The organism is Paraburkholderia dipogonis (assembly GCF_046027395.1).
GTDB lineage: Bacteria > Pseudomonadota > Gammaproteobacteria > Burkholderiales > Burkholderiaceae > Paraburkholderia > Paraburkholderia dipogonis_A.
In genome coordinates this window covers 1-20,488 of sequence record NZ_JAQQEG010000075.1, presented here as the reverse complement: position 1 = coordinate 20,488, position 20,488 = coordinate 1, and the positions used below count along the sequence as shown (strand labels likewise).

The 20,488-nt window shown below is 62.1% G+C and carries 17 protein-coding genes; 5 read left to right on the top strand and 12 right to left on the bottom strand.

Annotated features, from left to right (window positions below; all coding sequences use genetic code 11):
- The 3 genes from PQR32_RS40535 to uvrB form a co-directional block, all read right to left on the bottom strand.
- Positions 1-234: hypothetical protein (locus PQR32_RS40535; protein ID WP_408241044.1), on the bottom strand; the 234-nt coding region annotated here is incomplete at its 3' end.
- Between the two features lie 74 nt (positions 235-308).
- On the bottom strand, positions 309-857 hold the full coding sequence (locus PQR32_RS40530) for an iron transporter (protein ID WP_116142416.1): 549 nt from the start codon (positions 855-857) through the stop codon (positions 309-311).
- Between the two features lie 333 nt (positions 858-1,190).
- Positions 1,191-3,284, bottom strand: coding sequence for an excinuclease ABC subunit UvrB (uvrB, locus tag PQR32_RS40525; protein ID WP_408241041.1), 2,094 nt, complete (start codon positions 3,282-3,284; stop codon positions 1,191-1,193).
- A gap of 455 nt (positions 3,285-3,739) precedes the next feature.
- Between uvrB and PQR32_RS40520 the strand changes: the two genes are divergently transcribed.
- Positions 3,740-4,939, top strand: coding sequence for an amino acid aminotransferase (locus PQR32_RS40520; protein WP_408241038.1), 1,200 nt, complete (start codon positions 3,740-3,742; stop codon positions 4,937-4,939).
- A gap of 216 nt (positions 4,940-5,155) precedes the next feature.
- On the opposite strand, the gene PQR32_RS40515 is transcribed toward PQR32_RS40520, so the two are convergent.
- Both PQR32_RS40515 and PQR32_RS40510 read right to left on the bottom strand, forming a co-directional pair.
- Complete coding sequence (locus tag PQR32_RS40515; RefSeq protein ID WP_408241035.1) at positions 5,156-6,394, bottom strand: DUF3734 domain-containing protein; 1,239 nt, start codon at positions 6,392-6,394, stop codon at positions 5,156-5,158.
- Positions 6,395-6,404: 10 nt separating this feature from the next.
- Positions 6,405-7,202: a 3-hydroxybutyrate dehydrogenase gene (locus PQR32_RS40510; protein WP_132375213.1), complete on the bottom strand. Its 798-nt coding sequence runs from the start codon at positions 7,200-7,202 to the stop codon at positions 6,405-6,407.
- Positions 7,203-7,424: 222 nt separating this feature from the next.
- Here PQR32_RS40510 and PQR32_RS40505 point away from each other — a divergent pair, with 222 nt between their 5' ends.
- Both PQR32_RS40505 and PQR32_RS40500 read left to right on the top strand, forming a co-directional pair.
- On the top strand, positions 7,425-8,396 hold the full coding sequence (locus tag PQR32_RS40505) for a potassium channel beta subunit family protein (RefSeq protein ID WP_408182089.1): 972 nt from the start codon (positions 7,425-7,427) through the stop codon (positions 8,394-8,396).
- A gap of 231 nt (positions 8,397-8,627) precedes the next feature.
- Entirely contained in the window at positions 8,628-9,473 is an 846-nt protein-coding gene (locus tag PQR32_RS40500) for a 23S rRNA (adenine(2030)-N(6))-methyltransferase RlmJ (protein ID WP_408241032.1), read from the top strand.
- Positions 9,474-9,749: 276 nt separating this feature from the next.
- On the opposite strand, the gene PQR32_RS40495 is transcribed toward PQR32_RS40500, so the two are convergent.
- The 4 genes from PQR32_RS40495 to cueR form a co-directional block, all read right to left on the bottom strand.
- The gene (locus PQR32_RS40495; protein WP_408241030.1) at positions 9,750-10,790 is read right to left on the bottom strand and encodes an ABC transporter substrate-binding protein; all 1,041 of its coding nucleotides are present in this window, start codon (positions 10,788-10,790) and stop codon (positions 9,750-9,752) included.
- 350 nt (positions 10,791-11,140) lie between these two features.
- Positions 11,141-11,485, bottom strand: a complete 345-nt coding sequence (locus PQR32_RS40490) for a hypothetical protein (protein ID WP_408241027.1) — start codon at positions 11,483-11,485, stop codon at positions 11,141-11,143.
- 229 nt (positions 11,486-11,714) lie between these two features.
- Entirely contained in the window at positions 11,715-11,861 is a 147-nt protein-coding gene (locus PQR32_RS40485; protein WP_012432419.1) for a DUF3563 family protein, read from the bottom strand.
- Positions 11,862-12,165: 304 nt separating this feature from the next.
- A complete protein-coding gene (cueR, locus tag PQR32_RS40480) occupies positions 12,166-12,588 on the bottom strand; it encodes a Cu(I)-responsive transcriptional regulator (RefSeq protein ID WP_408241025.1) in 423 nt (140 codons plus the stop codon).
- Positions 12,589-12,712: 124 nt separating this feature from the next.
- Here cueR and PQR32_RS40475 point away from each other — a divergent pair, with 124 nt between their 5' ends.
- Positions 12,713-12,964 carry a heavy-metal-associated domain-containing protein gene (locus PQR32_RS40475; RefSeq protein WP_408241022.1) on the top strand — a complete coding sequence of 84 codons (252 nt, stop codon included), beginning with the start codon at positions 12,713-12,715 and terminating at the stop codon, positions 12,962-12,964.
- A 13-nt stretch (positions 12,965-12,977) separates the two neighbouring features.
- Positions 12,978-13,898, top strand: coding sequence for a dTDP-4-dehydrorhamnose reductase family protein (locus PQR32_RS40470; protein ID WP_408241020.1), 921 nt, complete (start codon positions 12,978-12,980; stop codon positions 13,896-13,898).
- Between the two features lie 124 nt (positions 13,899-14,022).
- Here the strand turns inward: PQR32_RS40470 and PQR32_RS40465 are convergent, their stop codons facing one another.
- From PQR32_RS40465 to imuA, 3 genes are read right to left on the bottom strand one after another with little or no spacing between them, the layout of a single operon-like run.
- Entirely contained in the window at positions 14,023-17,607 is a 3,585-nt protein-coding gene (locus tag PQR32_RS40465) for an error-prone DNA polymerase (protein ID WP_408241018.1), read from the bottom strand.
- Positions 17,608-17,612: 5 nt separating this feature from the next.
- Complete coding sequence (locus PQR32_RS40460) at positions 17,613-19,427, bottom strand: Y-family DNA polymerase (protein ID WP_408241015.1); 1,815 nt, start codon at positions 19,425-19,427, stop codon at positions 17,613-17,615.
- Entirely contained in the window at positions 19,327-20,166 is an 840-nt protein-coding gene (gene imuA, locus PQR32_RS40455; RefSeq protein WP_408241012.1) for a translesion DNA synthesis-associated protein ImuA, read from the bottom strand. Before imuA ends, PQR32_RS40460 begins: the two co-directional genes overlap by 101 nt.
- Positions 20,167-20,488: the final 322 nt, after the last annotated feature.

The window sequence follows — 20,488 nt, the reverse complement described above, 5'->3', positions numbered from 1 at the left end:
GGGGGGGGGGGGGGGGGGGGGGGGGGGGGGGGGGGGGGGGGGGGGGGGGGCGCGCGGGGGGGGGGGGGGGGGGGGGGGGGGGGGGGGGGGGGGGGGGGGGGCCCCCCCCCCCCCCCCGCGCGGGGGGGGGGGGGGGGGGCGCGCCCGCGGCCCCCCCCCCCCCCCCCCCCCGGGGGGGGGGGCCCCCCCCCCCCCCCCCCCCCCCGCCTGCTGCATTGGCTCGTTCAGCCTCATTCGGTCACTCATTGGTCATCCATTCACGCGCGCCCACGCGCCATAGCGTGGTCACGCATGATGACGCGCGGCGATCAGTAGCCGCCCTTCTTGCCGATACCGGCGTAGGCAAAGTCGTATTCGAGCGTGATCGGCTTGAACCACGGGCCCACGCCGGTCTCCTTGTCGACGTGGCGGCCGAAAGCCATATGGCCGGTTTGCATCGGCGCCTCGACGATCATCTTCAGGTGGTACTTGCCCGGGCCTTGCAGCTTGACGTTGTCGCCATAGTGCGGGCCGTCGTTGGCGACCATCGCCATCAGGTCGCCCTTCTGCGTCTGGGTCGAACCGGCTTTCGTCAGTTCATAGTGCACTTGCAGATACGGCATCCAGTCGCCTTCGGCGAACCCGGTCGGGTTGTTCTTGACCGCGTGAATGTCCGCTTCGAGGTGGATGTCCGAATCCGAGGCTTTGCGCATCATGCCTTCGGGTTCCATCGTGATCGGCTGCAGATAGACCGCGTTGATTTCCATGCCGCCATGGATCTGCTGCTTGCCGATCGGATATTCCGCCGCCGCTGCCGAGAAAGCCGCGACTGCGGCCACCGCTGCTGCGCCACCACGCACAAATGAAGAAATCCGCATTGAAACTCCTTGTTTTTATCAGACTGGAATCGAACCCATTGGAACAGTGCGTCGCGCATGCCTCAATGCGGCGGCCGCGGGCCTTGAGCACCGCAATCGATCGCCAGCCCAGGCTGGCAGTACGAACGTTAATGCGAACCATTCTCAATATTGGTCAAGTTTATCATCGATCGCAAGGGAGAACAAATCAGAACGCACGCAAAGCCTTGTGGCAGCAGGGTCTTAAGGTGGTTTTAAGGAAGTGCTGGGAAGGAAGCGCTGCGATGCCGTGCGGATGGCGGCCTTCAATTGGCGGGACGCGGCACGTTGCCGCGCCCTGAAGCGGCGAGTGAATCAGTCGACGCCGGACACGTGGTCGCCGACGTTCGCGCCGAACACGCGCTGGCGCAGCAGCGCGAGCTGGTCGCGCGTCTGCGCAGCTTTCTCGAACTCGAGGTTCTTGGCGTGCTCCATCATCTGCTTTTCGAGGCGCTTGAGTTCCTTGGCGAGCTGCTTCTCGGACATGTCCTCGAATTTCGCGCGCGCCTGCTGTTCCTTCAGTTCGGCGCGGGCGTCGTCGACGTTATACACGCCGTCGATAATGTCGCGAATACGCTTGACCACCCCGCGCGGCGTAATGCCGTTCTCGAGGTTGAAGGCGATCTGCTTGTTACGCCGCCGCTCGGTTTCGCCGATGGCGCGACGCATCGAGTCGGTGACCTTGTCCGCGTAGAGAATCGCCTTGCCGTTCACATTCCGCGCCGCCCGGCCGATGGTCTGGATCAGCGAGCGCTCGGCACGCAGAAAACCTTCCTTGTCCGCATCGAGAATCGCGACCAGCGACACTTCCGGAATATCGAGCCCTTCGCGCAACAGGTTGATCCCGACCAGCACGTCGAAGGTGCCCAGCCGCAGATCGCGGATGATTTCAACCCGCTCGACCGTGTCGATGTCACTGTGCAGATAACGCACCTTGACGCCGTGGTCGGCCAGAAACTCGGTCAACTGCTCGGCCATGCGCTTGGTCAGCACCGTGACCAGCACGCGGTCGCCCACCTTGACGCGCTCGTTGATCTCGCCCAGCACGTCGTCGACCTGGCTGCGCGCCGGCCGCACCTCGATTTCCGGATCGACGAGGCCGGTCGGACGCACCAGTTGCTCCGCCACCTGCCCTGCCGTCTTCTGCTCGTAGTCTGCCGGCGTGGCCGACACGAACACCACCTGACGCATCTTGCGTTCGAACTCGTTGAACTTGAGCGGCCGGTTGTCGAGCGCCGACGGCAGGCGGAAACCGTAGTCGACCAGATTTTCCTTACGCGCGCGGTCGCCGTTATACATGCCGTTCAACTGGCCGATCAGCACGTGCGATTCGTCGAGCATCATGATCGCGTCCGGCGGCAGGTAGTCGACCAGCGTAGGCGGCGGCTCGCCAGGCGCCGCGCCCGAGAAGTGCCGCGAGTAGTTCTCGATGCCCTTGCAGAAGCCGAGTTCCTGCAGCATTTCGAGATCGAAGCGCGTGCGCTGCTCGAGCCGTTGCGCTTCAACCAGCTTTCCGCCGCTATAGAAGAATTCGAGCCTTTCGCGCAATTCGTTCTTGATCGTTTCGACCGCGCGCACCACGGTGTCGCGCGGCGTTACATAGTGCGACGACGGATACACCGTGAAACGCGGAATCTTCTGGCGCACGCGGCCCGTGAGCGGATCGAAGAGTTGCAGCGTTTCGATCTCGTCGTCGAACAACTCGATGCGCACCGCCATTTCGGCATGTTCGGCCGGGAAAATATCGATCGTGTCGCCGCGCACGCGGAACGAGCCACGCTGAAAGTCGGCTTCGTTGCGGTTGTACTGCATCGCGATCAGCCGCGCGATGATGTCGCGCTGGCCGAGCTTGTCGCCGGTGCGCAGCGTCAGAATCATCTTGTGATATTCCGACGGATTGCCGATACCGTAAATGGCCGACACTGTCGCCACGATCACGACGTCCCGCCGCTCCATCAGGCTCTTGGTGGCCGACAGCCGCATCTGCTCGATATGCTCATTGATCGACGAGTCCTTCTCGATGAACAGGTCGCGCTGCGGCACGTACGCTTCCGGCTGGTAGTAGTCGTAGTACGAGACGAAGTACTCGACCGCATTGCGCGGGAAGAACTCGCGGAATTCGGAGTAGAGCTGCGCGGCAAGCGTCTTGTTCGGCGCGAACACGATGGCCGGGCGGCCGAGCCGCGCGATCGTGTTGGCCATCGTGAAGGTCTTGCCGGAGCCGGTCACGCCAAGCAGCGTCTGGAACGCGAGGCCGTCCTCGACGCCTTCGACAAGCGTGTCGATCGCCGTGGGCTGATCGCCGGCGGGCGGATACGGCTGATAGAGCTGGAACGGCGAGCCTTCGAACCTGACGAATTTGGATTCGTCGAGGGTCTCTTCGGCTTCAGTCAGATGTTGTTCGGACATGGGGGGCGGCACCGGGCCTTGGGCAAAGAACTATTCTAACGGGTTGCGGGAATCGAGGACCGAGCGGGTCTGCGTACGGTTTTGGGCGCTCGCGTAGGTAAGGTCCGACGCGATGGTACGGCCCTTTGGAGCAGTCGCGCGGCTTCTGGTCACGGCGGCCGAACGCTCACTACAAGCCATGGTCGCGCGCGGCTGCGCGCCGCTCCCTGGCCTTCTCCGCGCGGCTTCACCAGGCAGCGCCGCTCTTGCCACGTGGCGCCGGGGTGCCTGTTTTTCAAGCAAAAAAATCCCTCCGACCGGCGTTGGCGGCCAAAAAACAGTCGCGAATTCGTTACAATGCGAAGCTGCGCTCGCTCGCCGTTGTCCGCCGCCCGTCCACGTTTTACGTCGGACGCCGCTGGCTTGACCGTCCGCGATCGAAGCCGCCCTCTTCTCACTACTGCTGCCCACCCATCATGTCTCTGTTCTCCGCCGTCGAACTTGCTCCCCGCGACCCGATTCTGGGCCTGAACGAAGCCTTCAACGCCGATGCGCGCACCACCAAGGTCAACCTTGGCGTCGGCGTGTACTTCAACGAAGAAGGCAAGATTCCGCTGCTGCGCGCCGTGCGCGACGCCGAAAAGGCTCGCGTCGAAGCCGCGCTGCCGCGCGGGTATCTGCCGATCGAAGGCATTGCCGCTTACGACGCCGCCGTGCAGAAATTGCTGCTCGGCAACGACTCGCCGCTGATCGCATCGGGTCGCGTCGTGACGGCGCAGGCATTGGGCGGCACGGGCGCGCTGAAGATCGGCGCGGACTTCCTGAAGCGCCTGAACCCGAACACCAAGGTTGCGATCAGCGATCCGAGCTGGGAAAACCACCGTGCGCTGTTCGAAGGCGCGGGCTTCGAAGTCGTGTCGTATCCGTACTACGACGCGCACACGCACGGCGTGAATTTCGACGCGATGTTGAGCGCGCTGAACAGCTATGCAGCGGGCACGGTCGTCGTGCTGCACGCGTGCTGCCACAACCCGACCGGCGTGGACCTCACCGTCGAGCAATGGAAGCAGGTTGTCGAAGTGGTCAAGGCGCGCAACCTGGTGCCGTTCCTCGACATCGCCTACCAAGGTTTCGGCGACAACATCGAAGCGGACGCTGCAGCCGTGCGTCTGTTCGCTGCGTCGGAATTGAACGTGTTCGTGTCGTCGTCGTTCTCGAAGTCGTTCTCGCTGTACGGCGAGCGCGTCGGCGCGCTGTCGATCATCACGGCGAGCAAGGAAGAAGCCGCTCGCGTGCTGTCGCAACTCAAGCGCGTGATCCGCACGAACTACTCGAACCCGCCGACGCACGGCGGCTCGGTGGTCGCCGCTGTGCTCGCGTCGCCGGAGCTGCGCGCCACGTGGGAAACGGAACTGGCCGAAATGCGTGACCGTATCCGCGCGATGCGCAATGGTCTGGTCGAGCGCCTCAAGGCTAGTGGCGTGGATCGCGACTTCAGCTTCGTGAACGCGCAACGCGGCATGTTCTCGTACTCGGGTCTGACGGCGCCGCAAGTGGACCGTCTGCGCGAAGAGTTCGGCATCTACGCCGTGAGCACCGGCCGCATCTGCGTGGCCGCGCTGAATACGCGCAACCTCGACGTGGTGGCCAACGCGGTCGCTCACGTGTTGAAGTAAGGTATTGGCGGGCGCGCGCATTCATGGCTCGCGCTCTGTTGGGACTGGTTGTTGAAACGGCGCCCTTTTTAGGGCGCCGTTTTTGTTTGCGGCCTGATTGCAGTTTGCAACAAGCAACTTGCTTGTTGCTCGAGCAAAGCCGCTTTCGATACAGCAAGGACTGCCACAATTGCTGCGACCCACTTCGGTCACGCGCCACTCAGACCGGTGGTTCGTTCAGCGCGAATCCCGATGGATATCGTGCGTCACAAAGCCCGCATCGTTATCCGGCATGTCGAGCCAATCCGGTTGCGCGAGCGAATGGCGGATGTCTTCCAAACCGCTTTGCCAATGTTCACGCATTGTCGACAGGCCGAACTGGAAGTCCTTGTAGTGACCTTCGTACTCCTTGTGCCGGTAGATGAGATGGACCACGTTGTAGCGCTTCGAACACGACAGATCTTCGGCAAGCTTGCACCACGGGTCGTCACGCTGATCGGACGGCACGCGATCCAGCACCTCGCGCAGCACGTGCCGGAAACGCTGCGATCGTTGCAGCATGTCGGTCACGAGACGCGTGCGGCTCGAATACTGAATGTCTTTCATGCGCCCTTGCACGTCGGTGATGTTGTCCGGCACCGGCCCGATCGCGCTCCACAGATCGACCTGGAAGGCGAGCGTGTCGCGCCGCGGCGTGGACTGGATCACCTCGTAGAGCGGCGTGTTCGACATCAAGCCGCCGTCCCAGTAGTACTGACCGTCGATCTCGACCGCCGCGAAGCCGGGCGGCAACGCGCCTGACGCCATGAAATGCTCGGGCCTGAGCGTCGTATGCGTGTTATCGAAGTACGCGAAATTCCCGGTGCCGCAATTGACCGCCCCCACTGAGACGCGCATTTCCTTCGAATTGATCCGATCGAAATCGCAGAGCGCTTCGAGCGTGGCCTTCAACGGTGTGGTGTCGTAATAGCTGGCCAGTTGCGGCGGCCCAGAGACGGTGGGCAGTGGCGGCGGAAAGCGCGGCACGAAAAAACCCTTTTGCCCCTCGACGATGGCGCCAATTGCCTGCGTTGCCGTAAAGGCCTTACGCACGGCGTCGCTGGAATTGAAGAGCGCGTGTTCGATAAACGCGGGTAACGGCGGCCCGAAGGCCGGCTGGCAGATCGTCTCCCAGAACTGCAACAGCCGTTCGACCCGCTTTTCGGGCGGATTGCCGGCAATGATCGCCGTATTCAACGCGCCGATCGAAATGCCGGCCAGCCAGTTCGGCTCGATGCCGGCCTCGTAAAGTCCCTGAAAAACGCCAGCCTGGTAGGCGCCCAACGCACCGCCGCCTTGCAGCATCAAGGCGACGGTTTCGTAGTTGGGCAAATGGAGGTGCCGGCCGGGACGCGCGGAGGGCGCCGGACCGGCGCCCTCGCCTTCCCCGTCGCCGGGCGCGCCAACGCGCGCCCGCTTGAGATTGCGTTGCGCCATAGGCCCCTCCTTATTGCATGTACCAGCCGTGGCTCACAATAAAGGATTGGCCGGTCAGCGCCGCCGTCGGGAACGTGGACAGGAACAGCACCGTTTGCGCGACGTCTTCCACCGTGGTGAAGACACCGTCGACCGTGCCGCCCAGCATGACACGCTTGACCACGTCTTCCTCGCTGATGCCCAGCTCCTTGGCCTGCTCGGGAATCTGCTTGTCGACGAGCGGAGTGCGCACGAAACCCGGACACACGACATGCGAGCGCACGTTGTGCTTTGCGCCTTCTTTAGCCAGCACGCGCGCGAGACCCAGCAGCGCGTGCTTGGCCGTCACATAGGCCGATTTGAGCGGCGACGCTTCGTGCGAGTGGACCGAGCCCATGTAGATCACGATGCCGCCGCGATCGTCCTTGTACATGTGCTTGAGCGCCGCCTTGGTGGTCAGGAAGGCGCCGTCCACGTGGATTGCCTGCATCTTCTTCCAATCCGAAAACGAATAGTTTTCGATCGGATTGACGATCTGGATGCCGGCGTTGGAAATGAGGATATCGACCGAGCCGAGTTCCGCGGCCACTTTGTCGATGCCCTGATTGACGGCGTCTTCGTTCGTGACATCCATCGCCACGCCGATTGCCTTGCCGCCGCCCTTTTTGATTTCTTCAGCGACGGCGTTCGCCCCGTCCTGATTCAGGTCGGCGATCGCGACAGCCGCGCCCGCCGCGGAAAGAGTCAGCGCAATCTGCTTGCCGATGCCGCTTGCGGCGCCGGTAACCACCGCGACTTTGCCATTCAGATTCGTGTTCGTTGACGACATCCAGAACCTCCATGCAGTTGATGACAATGAGACCACGGGCCGCGGGCGGCGTGAAGTCAGCCAAACGGCATAGGCCGTTCGGCCGAATGCTGCACTGCGGCCAACGCTGCTATTGTGCATGAACCGTGTGAACTCCATCGGTTAAAAGCGCATCGAAGCGTATCTCTTTAAACTGGACGTTTTCGGCGGGATTCCGGTGGCATCACCAACAAGGAGGAATGCATGAATTATCGACGTCTGGGCCGTTCCGGCCTGCAAGTCAGCGAACTGTCCATCGGCTCGTGGGTCACCTACGGCAATCAGGTGGACACCCACGCGGCGCGCGAATCGCTCGCCGCCGCGCGCGACGCGGGAGTCAACTTCTTCGACAACGCCGAGGTGTATGCCGGCGGCAAATCCGAAGAGATCATGGGCCAGGCGCTTAAGGAACTGGCGTGGCCGCGCGTGAGCTATGTGGTGTCGACGAAATTTTTCTGGGGACTCGCGGAAGCACCGAACCAGTACCACACGCTGAACCGCAAATATCTGCTGAACGCAATCGACGCGTCGCTCAAACGGCTGCAGCTCGACTATGTCGATCTCGTGTTCTGTCATCGTCCCGACCCGAACACGCCGGTGGAGGAAACCGTTTGGGCCATGAGCGACATGATCACGCGCGGCAAGGCGCTGTACTGGGGCACGTCCGAATGGAGCGCCGATGAAATCCGCGCCGCTTATGACATCGCGGAACGGCATCATCTGCACAAGCCGGTCATGGAGCAGCCGCAGTACAACCTGTTCCATCGCAACCGCGTCGAGCAGGAATACAAGCGGCTTTACGAGGATATCGGCCTCGGGCTGACCACCTGGAGCCCGCTTGCATCCGGCTTGCTGACCGGCAAATACCGTGACGGCGTGCCGGCCGACAGCCGCGCGCAATTGCAGGGTTACGACTGGCTGCGCAAGCAGGTCACCGACGCAGGCAAGAACAACGTGGTCGGCAAGCTCGGCGAAGTGGCGGACGAGTTGGGCTGCACGGTCGGGCAGCTCGCCATTGGCTGGATTCTGAAGAATCCAAATGTGAGCACGGTGATCACGGGTGCGTCGCGGGTCGAGCAGATCGGCGAGAACATGAAGTCCGCCGAGGTGGCCGAGCGGATCACGCCGGAGATCAAAACGCGAATCGAGGAGATTATCGGCGACGCGCACGACTGACCGGACCCGCGTGTCCGCGTAACATGGCCGTGGCGGCATCGCGGCCATGGTCGTGTTACGCGCGGAACTCGCTGCAATGCTCGGGGCGCAACGCAGGGTCGCGTACAATACGCGACCGCGCTGCACAGCGGTGCTGTATGTCCGCGTTGTGTAGCCACATTGCACCCGCATTGCATCCGCAGCGCCGAATCCGCCCTGGAGCGGCACGCCCTCTTTCAGCGTCTCCTCATCATGCTCAGCTACCGCCACGCCTTTCATGCAGGCAATCACGCCGACGTTCTGAAACACGCCGTCGTGTTGCAGCTCCTGCGCTACCTCGGCCAGAAGGATAAGTCCTACTGGTATATCGACACGCATGCGGGCGCCGGCGTCTACTCGCTGAAGGAAGGTTACGCGACCAAAACCGGCGAGTTTCAGACCGGCATCGGCAAACTGTGGGGACGCAATGACCTGCCGCCGATGTTCGCCGACTACGTCGACGAAGTGAGCGCGCTCAATCCGGACGGCCAGTTGCGCTTCTATCCCGGCTCGCCATATATCGCGTGGCGGCAGATGCGCGAACAGGACCGCATGCGCCTGTTCGAGCTGCACACCACCGAAATCGACGTACTGCGCCACAATTTCCGCGACGCGGGCCGCCGCGCCATGCTCTATGCGGGAGACGGCTTCGACGGCATCCTCGCGTTGTTGCCGCCGGCCCCACGCCGTGCGTTGGTGCTGCTCGATCCGTCGTATGAGGACAAGCGCGACTACATTCGCACGCTGCGCTGCGTCGAAGAGAGCCTGAAGCGGTTTCCTACCGGTACATATGCTGTGTGGTATCCGCAAGTAAGGCGCCCGGAGTCGCAGCGCTTCGCCGATCAGTTGAAGAAGCTGCAGGACAAGAACTGGCTGCACGTAAGCCTGACTGTCAGTAATCCGCCAGAGGATGGTTTTGGACTTTTCGGCAGCGGCATGTTCATTCTGAACCCGCCGTATACGCTGGCAAAAACGCTGAAGGACCAGATGCCTTGGCTCGTCAAGGCGCTTGGCGAAGACAAGGCTGCGCAGTTCAAGGTGGAGTATCGCGGCGACTGAGCTTCTTGTTGCGGGCTGTGAGCTTTTGTCGGCTGTGAGCTTTTGTCGGCTGTGAGCTTTTGTCGGCTGTGAGCTTTTGTCGGCTGTGAGCTTTTGTCGGCTGCGAGCTTTTGTCGGCCGCGAGCTTTTGTCGGCTGTGAGCTTTTTGCGGCCTGTGAGCTTTTTGCGGCCTGCGAGTTTTCGTGGCCTCCGAGCGTACGCAGTTCGCCGAGCCGGGCTAGCGTTGTTGTCGCCAGCCACGCGCGCACGGTGCGCGCAGCCGGTCCAAGCCACTGCCTACTTGAGTTGCGCCGCGGCCTTCCGGGCAAAGTCGTTGGTATAAGTCGCGTTCAGGTCGATCTTTTTCGGATCGAGCCGGCTATCAAACGAGGACAATGCGCGCAATGAGGTCGCCGGACCGTCCGCGGGCATCAAGCCGTCCGGCGAATAGGCGTCGCGCACGTTGTGGAAGGCCTCCACATAAAGCGCCGAGTCGTTGAGCAGATAAGCCGGCGGTACCATCTTCAGCAGATCGGCATCGCTTGCGGTCTGTAGCCAGTGATCCGCGCGCACGATGGCATTGGCGAGCGCCTGCGTCGTCTTCGGATACTTCTGGATGAAATTGTCCGATGCGTAGAGCGTCGCCGCCGGCATCGTCCCGCCGAATACCTCTTGCGTGCCCTTCACCGTGCGTGTGTCGACCAGCACCTTGATCGCGCCACTGCGCGTCAGTTTGGTCATCATCGGATCGACGTTGGAGAGCGCGTCGATCTGCCCGCCGCTCACCGCCGCGAGCACGGAGGCGCCGCTGCCCACGCCGATCGCCGAAATCTCGTTGCGCTGCACGCCGGCTTTGCGCAAAGCCACGGTGAGCACGAGATCCGTCGACGAACCCGGCGCGCTCACGCCGACTTTCGCGCCTTTGAAGTCGGCCAGAGTCTTGAGCTGATCGGCCTTCGACTTCAACACGGCAACGACGATCTGCGGCGCGCGTCCCATCAACACGAACGCCCGGTAGTGCTGACCTTTCTCCTGCATGAACAGCGTGTGCTCGAATGCGCCGGCGCCCACGTCGGCGCTGCCGCCCACCACCGCTTCCAGCGCTTTCGATCCGCCCGCGAAATCCTCTAGCGTGACGTCGAGGCCTTCGTCCTTGAAGTAGCCCAACTGTTGCGCAGCGAGCACCGGCAGATAGTAAAGGCCCGGCAGACCACCGACGGCCATCGTCAGCGTGGGCTTTTCCGGTGTGTCTTTGGCGAGCGCGGCGCCAGGCAGCGCGGCCAGCGCAAGCAGCGTGACGCAGGCGCCGGCGGCCTGCCGCATCCAGTGAGTCGGCATTCGATGTCTCCTGTTCTGTTTTTCGTTCGATACGGTGGCGCCGGGCTTGATGTGTGGCCCGAGTCGCTGGCGAGAGATCGCGCGATGATTGTCGTCGTACGGTTTCGCCCGCGCCATGCGCCCAAACCCCAATGGCGCACGCAGCGGGTCGGCGCATGAGTCGTCGATCCTGTGCCTGTGCTCACGTCCCGCAATCACGCGCTGCCGTCGTCGGCATGCAAGGCGGGGCTGTGTCAATCGCGGGCGTATTCGGCGCAGGCGCCCACCCCGCGCCAGACTAGCCGCGCACCGAGGGGGCAACAGAGACGGAAAAGGAAAAGGACTGCCGCGAGCGGCCGCGTCGCGAACCCTTATTGCGGCCGGGGCGCTGGACGAGGCTGTGGTTGCGACCGTGGCATGCCCCCGCCCGCGGGCACCTGGATATAAGGCGCAACGACGATCGGGATCGACGAATTCGGCGCCAGTTCGGCGGGCGTCGCGATAGGCTGCGCTTCGACGATCGGTTGACGCGAAAGCGGCGCGGTTTGCAGAACGGTGCCGCTCTGGCCGTCGTTGATGCCGCTCTGCGAGTCGAGAATCACCGGCTTGCGCGCGCTGGTCGACGCAGCACAAGCGGTCGACACGGCAGAAACCGCGGCCAGCGAGGCTGCAATGGTCACGGCCAGGAGGGATTTGAACGAGCGAACAGGTGACATGGGCGGACCGGTTGAGTGTGGGAAAGCCGGATTTCGCAGAAGACGCCTTACCTTACCGCGACGGTCGCCGCGAGGCTAGTCGATATTCGCCACAAATAGCCCGGTGACGCCGTCGGACCCAAATTCCCGACGTCCAGATGTGACAAAGCCCCGCATAGACGGGGCTTGACGCTTTTACTGCCATGGCTGCGCGACTAGCGCTGCCGGTCAAACTTGATGCAGTTGAAACTTACAGCGAGTAGCCGTTGGTTTCGAGCGAGCGGATGCGCTGTTCGAGCTGGACGATGTCCGACGACGATGCCAGATAGGCTTCGCGACGGGTGCGTTCAGCGGTTTCAAACCAGGTGCTCAGCTTTTCGAGTACGTATGCAAACATGATGTTCTCCAAGGATCAGATTGAATCCCCGGTGGATTGGGCATCAGGGATTTCCCGTAAAAGGGTTAACCCGGATTATAGCCGTATAGTGCAACCTGACTAGTGAAATGCCCGCATGACGTGCATTCCGTTTTGGAATGGTGCATGGTCGCGGTGCATGCAAGTGGTTGATTTAACTGAATTCAAGACTGATTTTTTGCGACAATCGATACCACGCCATATTTTTGAGCACGTTATTGGTGCAAATATCGCTTGAGTTGCAACGAACGCGGCGATCAGGTTGCACCGCCCTCCAAAACCAACCTCAAATCGGATGACAACCGTGCCCCGAAACCAGATCGGTATCCGCGAGCCGCTCGATGATCGGACAATCGGGGCGATCGTCGCCGTGACAATGGTCGGCCAGGTGCGCCAATGTGTCGCGCATGTCGGTCAGTTCGGCGATGCGGCGATCCAGTTCCGCAACGTGTTCCAGCGCAATCGTCTTCACTTCGGCACTGGCGCGTGAGCGATCGTGCCACAGCGCCAGCAGCCGTCGAATGTCTTCGACCAGAAAGCCGAGCCGGCGCGCCTGGCGAATGAAGCGCAGCGAATGCACCTCTTGCGGACCGTATACGCGATAACCGGCACTCGTGCGCGCTTTCGCCGCCAGCAAGCCGACACTTTCGTAGTAGCGAATCATTTTTGCCGTTACGCCCGACGCGCGCGCCGCTTCACCGATATTCATGGCTCTTTCCCAGTGTGTGTAAGTCGATCGTACACCTTCCCATGATGGGAAGGTCTTCCACTCAACTGCGGATCGGCAGGCATAATTCAACCATCGCACTATCCATTCTTACGAGGCAATCCCGATGACAATCGAATTCCAGGTAGAAGGCATGAGCTGCCAGCACTGTGTGGCGGCGGTGACGAACGCAATCCGCGAGCACGATGAAGCCGCGCAAGTCCAAGTGGATCTGGCATCCGGGCGCGTGGCGGTCGAATCGGCGCAACCGGCTGAGACGCTGAAGGCCGCCATCGACGAAGCCGGTTACACGGTGACGGGCATCGCAAACGGCGCAACAAATGGCGCAACACGCGGCGCGTCCGGCGCCGGCCGTTGAGCGAGGTCACTTCATGTTCAAAGTTGCCGTCATTGGCGCCTCCGGGCTGCTTGGCCGCGCGCTCGTCGACGAACTGGCGCAGCAGACCGGCTGGCAAGTCGTCGCCACCGCGTTCAGCCGGCCGGCGCCGGGCAAGGTCGCGCTGGATATTCGCGACGCGCGAGCGGTCGAGCAGTTCGTCGAGCGCGAAGCGCCGGACGCGCTCGTGATTGCCGCGGCGGAGCGTCGGCCGGACGTGTGCGAGCATGATCCCGCGCTGGCCCGCGCGCTGAATGTCGATGCGGTGCGCACCCTTGCCGCGGCGGCGAACCGGCGCGGCGCATGGACGCTCTCGATCTCCACCGATTACGTGTTCGACGGCTCGCACCCACCCTACCAGCACGATTCCGCGCCCGCGCCGCTCAACGCCTATGGGCAGAGCAAGCTCGAAGGCGAGCATGCGCTGACCGAGTCTACCGACCTCGGCTGCGTGCTGCGTTTGCCGCTGCTGTACGGGCCGATCGTCAGTTGGGCGGAGTCGGCCGTGACGAGTCTCGTGCCGGCGATCGCCGCGTCGGCCGCGCCTGGTGGCAAGCCCGCCATCATGGATGCGTGGGCGATCCGTTATCCCACCTTCACGCCGGACGTCGCGTTCGTGATCCGGCAGATGCTCGAACGGCATGCGCAGGGCGACGCGATCAGCGGCATCGTGCAATGGTCGGGCGACGAGCCGATGAACAAGTACGACATCGCCGTGCGCCTCGCCGAAGCGCTGCAACTCGACGCGCATTTGACGCCGCAACCCACGCCGACCGATGCGACGCCGCGCCCGCATAACTGTCACCTGGCTTCGAACCAGCTCGAGGCGCTCGGGATCGGCCGTCGCACATCGTTCGATACGGCGATCCGGCAAGTGTTAGCCGCGTTTCCGTGGCGAGGTGCCGCGCAAGCGTAGAACGTCTCGTCTGGCAGATAGGGCTGACTGCGGCAGTTCGCCCGTGCTGTTTTCGTGAGCGATGCAGGTCAGCACGACGACGGCCTTACGTCGTGCTCGCGCGCCTGGCCATCGCAAGCCGCTCTCAATGAAAATCGCGGCTCGCCGTGGCCAGTTCGCCGAGCCATTCGCTGTGGTCCTCGAGGCGATGGGCGACGAGATGGATCACCTCGCCCTTGTGTTTCTTTTTCGCCTTGCCGCCCTGATTCGCGCTCACTCCATTGCCGCCATTGTTGCCGCCGGTCGCCACACCGTCGTCACGCTGCAAAACGCCGTACACCGCCAGCAACGACGAGCCCAGCAAAACCTTGCGCTGTTTCTCCACCAGCGACGGCCAGACGATCACATTGATCGAACCAGTTTCGTCTTCGATGGAAACAAACACCGTGCCGTTTGCCGTGCCCGGCCGCTGCCGCACGGTGACGATGCCGCACGCTCGCGCCAGCGTGCCGTGCTGACACGCGGCGAGTTCGGCGGCCGTGCGAAAACGCTGTTGTGCAAGGCGTGCGCGCAACAACGCGAGCGGATGACGATTGAGCGTGAGACCGAGGCTCGCATAGTCGTCGACGATTTCGCGGCTTTCGGCTGCCTGAGGCAACATCAGCGGCGCTTCGGCGATCGGCGCGTCGCGCAGCAGTTTGGGCACCGTGTGCTGCGCCGTCACGGCCCACCATGCTTCGCGCCGATGTCCCGCGATAGTGACCAGCGCGTTCGCCGCGGCAAGCGCTTCGAGATCGCGCCGCGTCAGGGCCGCGCGCCGCGCCAGATCGTCGACATCGGTAAACTGGGCCTCGTTGCGAGCCGCCATGATGCGTTCAGCGGCGCCTTGCGCCAGACCCTTGATCAGATGCATGCCGATACGCACAGCGGGACCACGCGCGCCATAGGTGTTCGATGGTTGAAACACGCGAGCAGTCAATCGCTGTGCCGCGCGCCGGACCGTCCTGCTCACCGTCAGGCGCCGCAGTGAAAGATCACGCAATTGCTGCGCGGATAGTACGGCCTGCTGACGATGCAAACAGGTTTCGTCCGCTGCGATCCGCTGTCCTTCATGACCGCGTCTTTCGAATGCCGACTCCCAATCGCTCAGGGTCACGTCGGGCGGCAATACCTTGACGCCGTGACGCTTCGCATCCTGAACCAGTTGCGACGGCGAATAAAACCCCAACGGCTGACTGTTCAACAAACCCGCCAGAAAAGCAGCCGGTTCATAGCGCTTCAACCACGCGCTGAGATAGACGAGTAGCGCGAAGCTCGCCGCGTGGCTTTCCGGAAAACCATATTCGCCGAAACCTTCGATCTGATTGCAGATGCGATCGATAAATTCCTGTTCATAACCGCGTGCCAACATGCGGTCGCTCAAATCCTTCTGATACTTCGCGAGGTTGCCGCTGCGCCGCCATGCGGCCATCGCGCGCCGCAACTGATCGGCCTGCTCACCGGTATATTTCGCCGCAACCATCGCCAGATGCATGACCTGCTCCTGGAAAATCGGCACGCCGAGCGTGCGTTCGAGCACGGGACGCAATTCATCCTTCGCGTAGTCAACCGGTTCGAGCCCCTGCTTGCGGCGCAGATAGGGATGCACCATGCCGCCCTGAATCGGTCCGGGCCGCACGATCGCCACTTCGATCACGAGATCGTAGTACTTGTTGGGCTTCAGACGCGGCAGCATGCTTTGCTGTGCACGCGATTCGATCTGGAATACGCCGATCGTATCGGCATGGCCGCACATTTCGTAGACGGCGCGATCCTCGCGCGGAATATCCTGCACCCTGAACGTCGGAAAGCCGCGCCTCAATGCGACGAATTCCAGCGCGCGCCGGATCGCCGACAACATGCCGAGCGCCAGCACGTCGACTTTCAGCAGCTTGAGCGCGTCGATATCGTCCTTGTCCCATTCGATCACGCTGCGGTCTTTCATCGTCGCGTTTTCGATCGGCACGAGTCGCGACAACTTGTCTTTCGCGATCACAAAACCGCCGACGTGTTGTGACAGATGACGCGGAAAAGCGCGCAACTCCTTCGTGAGACGAATCAGATTCTGCGTGATGTGCGAATTGGCGTCGAAGCCCGCTTCGGCCAGATATTTGGCGACTGCATCCGTGCCGTCCCACCATTGTTGCGACTTGCTGATCCGCTCGATCAACGATGCTTCGAGACCCAGCGCCTTGCCGACATCTTTCAGCGCACTGCGCGCGTGATACGTAATCAGCGATGCGGTCAGCGCCGCCCGATGACGACCGTACTTCGTGTAGATATATTGAATGACCTCTTCGCGCCGCTGATGCTCGAAGTCGACGTCGATATCAGGCGGCTCGTTGCGCGCGCGCGAGATGAAACGCTCGATCAGCATGTTCATGTGCACCGGATCGATTTCCGTGACGTGCAGGCAATAACAAACGATCGAATTCGCCGCTGAACCTCGCCCCTGGCAGAGAATGTTTCTGGAGCGCGCGAAACTTACGATATCGTGCACCGTCAGAAAATACTTTTCGTATTTCAGATCGGCGATCAGCCCCAATTCCTTTTCGATCTGACCGATTCGCTTCAGGTCCATGCCTTTGGGCCAGCGCTCCATCGCACCGGCCATGACCAGCTTGCGCAGATAACTCGATGGCGACTCGCCGGCCGGAACTAGTTCTTCGGGATACTCATACTTGAGTTCGTCGAGCGAGAAGCGGCATAGCGCGGCGATACGCAGCGTTTCTTCCAGCGTATCGCGCGGATACAGTTTGCCGAGCCGCACGCGCGTACGCATGTGTCGCTCCGCATTCGCCTCGAGCGCGTGACCGCATTGCGATAGCGGCGTGACGAGGCCGATGGCGGTCATCGTGTCCTGCAAGGGCTTGCGCGATCGGGCATGCATGAGAACGCCGCCAGCCGCGACCAGCGGCAAACGGCTCGCTTTTGAAATCATGCGCAGGGCGTCGATCTGAAGATCGTCGCTGCCCGTTTGCCAGAGTTCGAGCGCGATCCACGCCCGTTGTGCAGCGAACGATGCGAGCCAATGCGCGCAACGCAGCGTATGCGAGAGCGTCGCCGTGCGCTGCGGCACGAGCATCAGGACGCAATCGGGCAACGTCTTCAGATGCGCCAGATGAGGCAAGGAATCGGTAAAGTCGGACGGACCGAGGCGATAACTGCCTTTGTCCGCGCGAGAGCGAGCCAGCGTGATCAGTTCGGAAAGATTGCCGTAACCGTTGCGGCTGGTTGCTAGCGCAACCAGGGTGCAGAAGGGCTCGCCGGTTTCGTCGGTCAGATTGAGCTCGCTGCCGATGATCAGGTGAGGGAGGGGGTTTAGTGCCTCGGTTTCCGAGGCTTCCTGTTGCGCGGTTTCCTGTTGCGATGTTCCGGTTTTTGCCGCGTCGTCCAAAGGCATTTCTGGTTGCGCAGCCTTGGCCTTGTCCTCGCGCTCTTTCTGCTGACGGTCCCGCTCCTCTTTGATTTCCCTCAGCGCCGTGTGTGCGCGCACAACGCCTGCCAATGAGCATTCATCGGTGATGGCGAGCGCGCTGTAGCCGCGCGACATCGCCTGCTCGACGAGTTCATGAGGATGCGACGCGCCACGCAGAAAAGAGAAATTAGTCAGGCAATGCAATTCTGCATACGCCGGCAACTGGGTGGCGAGCGGCTGCTGCGCGAGGAATGATGGCTGGGCTAGAGGCATGATGGTCAGCCGAACAAACCCTGCAAATACCACTCGCCACTAAGACGTTCGCGGTATACCCAGAACATGTGCCCGCGGTCGTCGGCTGCAACGTAGTAATCCCGCTCGACACGGTTGCCGTCCCACCACCCTGCTTCAATCCGTTCGGTACGTGTGAGCATTTTCAGCGGCCGGCGATAGATCGGCCGCTGGTCGCGCATCATCAGGCGCAGCGGCTTGTCGAGCATCCAGACCGGGCGAGGTTGAGAAGGCAATGCGCTGTCTGGTAGGTCAAGTGATGCCTGTGCGTTGCCGGGTTGCGGTGCGGATGTGTTGGTGTTTTTGGCGTTGTTTGTTTTGGATGGGCGTTGGGTTGCTTGGGTTGCTTGGGTTGCTTGGGTTGCCCCGGCCACCTCAGCCGCCTCGATCGCGTAGGCGACCGCCTCGCCGTCTTCGCGCCCTTCCTCCGCGGCAGCGTGCCGCAACTCATCGGTCAGCCAGGTTTTGTCCGCTTTGATCTTCGACCGGGACTTCGCAGGCGAACGCTTCTTGCGCAAAAACGCTTGCGCCTGGTAGGCTTCGACGCGCATTGCCCGCTCGGGACGATGATCGTCCTGCACCGACATCTGCAGCACATTTTCCGGCCCTAATCGCGCGCTCAGGCGCTCGAGCAGACGCGCAATCGAATCGCCATCCGATTCGGGCATAGGAAACAAGGTGTCCGACTGCCCGGCATATTCACCGATCTGATCCGCCACTAGCTTCAACTCAATGACCGGTGCCGCCAGCACGGTCTGATTCAACTTTTCCCGCAACAACCAGATCAGATGCTCGGCATCACGCGACGGTATAGCCCACGCGACCTTCAGGCTCGATGTCTTTGGTGCATGACGGGACGCCAGTTCATGTTCCAGCAGCAACGTATAGCCGCTGAGCGCTGCATGATGCGCGCTCAGCCAGCCGGCCAACTGCACGATCAGCCGACGCGCGGCGAACAGCAATGCATCCGCGTTATCGACCCGCGAGGGCAACTCCAGTTGCGCATGAAACGACGCCGGCGCACGAAACGATTCGCGTGGATCCGGGCGCGTGCCATACGCCTGCCCCAGCAGATCCAGAATTCCGCTGCCGAAACGTCGCACGACACCCGAACGTGGCAATTGACGCAAATCGACCAGCGTCGTACAGCCGACGTGCGAAAACGCATCGCGATGCGCCTGCGTGACCGGCAGCAGCGAGACGGATAAGCCATCGAGGACACGCGCAAGCGACGTCTCCTTGACCACGTGCCAGCGATGCCCCTGCCGAACAGCGCGCGCCTGCGCCAACAGCCACGCTCCCCAGGCGGTCGGCGCACAGGCGATGCGCGCCGTATAGCCGAACTCCGCCGTCGTGGCAGACACTCGCGACAACAACGTGCGCAAACCGCCGAACAACCTCAAACCGGAGCCGACTTCCAGCAACAGGGTGTGCGCGTCGGCAAGCGACACTTTCGGTGTGTATGTCAGCAAGGCAAGCGCTATGGCTTCGAATGCCTGAGTTTCGCGGGCGGCATCGGCGGCAAGCAGTTCAAGGCCCGGCGCCAACGCCAAGGCGTACGAACGCGAATGACCCGCATGCACGCCGGCACGCAGCGCGTCGAGATCCGGCATCAGGATGTGCGCGTGATCGGCTAACGCGTAACAACGCCCTTCGACGATGTCTTTGGCATCGTGAAGTTGGCTTGTCTCGTCGCGCGACTCACGCCGATTCGGCTTCGCGAGCGAACCATCCTGGAGCGGCGCGAGAGGCTTCACCGCTTCCAGCGACAAGAGTGGCAATGTGACTGCGATCCACAGCATGTTTGATCTCTGGCCCTTGATGACGGCCGACTCCGTCTTCCGGCAACAAGACGCTTTGTAAAGGCAAAACGAGACGAAGAGGCTCGGCTAGCGGCGGCCCGCGACGCTTGAAGATGTCGATCGACAAACCAATCTCCTGCAGCCATTGACGACGGTTGATCGTCTGCGCATTGGCCGGCAAAAGCGGCTCGCAGATCATTCGCAATGGCGCCGGGGAAGATTGCGTGGCGGCCTCGACAGGCCGGATCAAAAATGCCAGCGATGCCGACTCCTGAGCCGCCACTTGCAGACGCCGAACCTTGTCGGCGCGCGCATTCGGCAGCCAAACCAGGACCGCGCCGATGCCATCCTGCTTCAAGGCCTGAGCGGCGGCCCACAGGGCCTGGTCTTCACTCGAGCGCACCCACAAGACTCGTTCGACATCGACACCCCAAGCTCTCAATGCGGCAGCGCATGGCTGATACGGAGGCGCCACAAGCATGACGTGCCGCCCGGCTTGCTTCGTCAGATGACGCAGCGCATGGGCTAGCAGACGTACTTCACCCACTCCACCATGCTCAACCAACAATTCTGTCAGACCGCCAGCCGACCATCCTTGTCCCGGCAACAACTGATCCAGCGCGGCATAGCCGCTGGAAATCACACGCGAGGCCGCCTCGGCAAGCTCATTGCCCTGCCACACCTGACGCCGTAATTGAGACGACAGCGCGGTCGTCGCAAGCTGAATCGCTGCTGCCATAGACACGCTCTTGAATAGGGAATGCTCCGCCCTGCCCGGCATCGAGCAAGCATGAGGTGACGAGTTTTCACTGTATATTTATACAGTATTTTGAGATAGATGTTAAGACGAGGGATGCAGCCGATGGGCGCAGGAAGGAGCTTGAGGAAATGATGAATGCTGTTTTTTGGGACAGCCTTTTATGTCTGTTGAAAACAGCTATTTTTATGCTTCAGGTTGGCTGCTGCGAAGGATGGGTGGGGAGGAGTCGAATATGGATGCCGAAGGCCGACGGGCTATGCAAACGCGTTGCGGATGGGGAGGGAGTGAAGGTGGTTTTTCC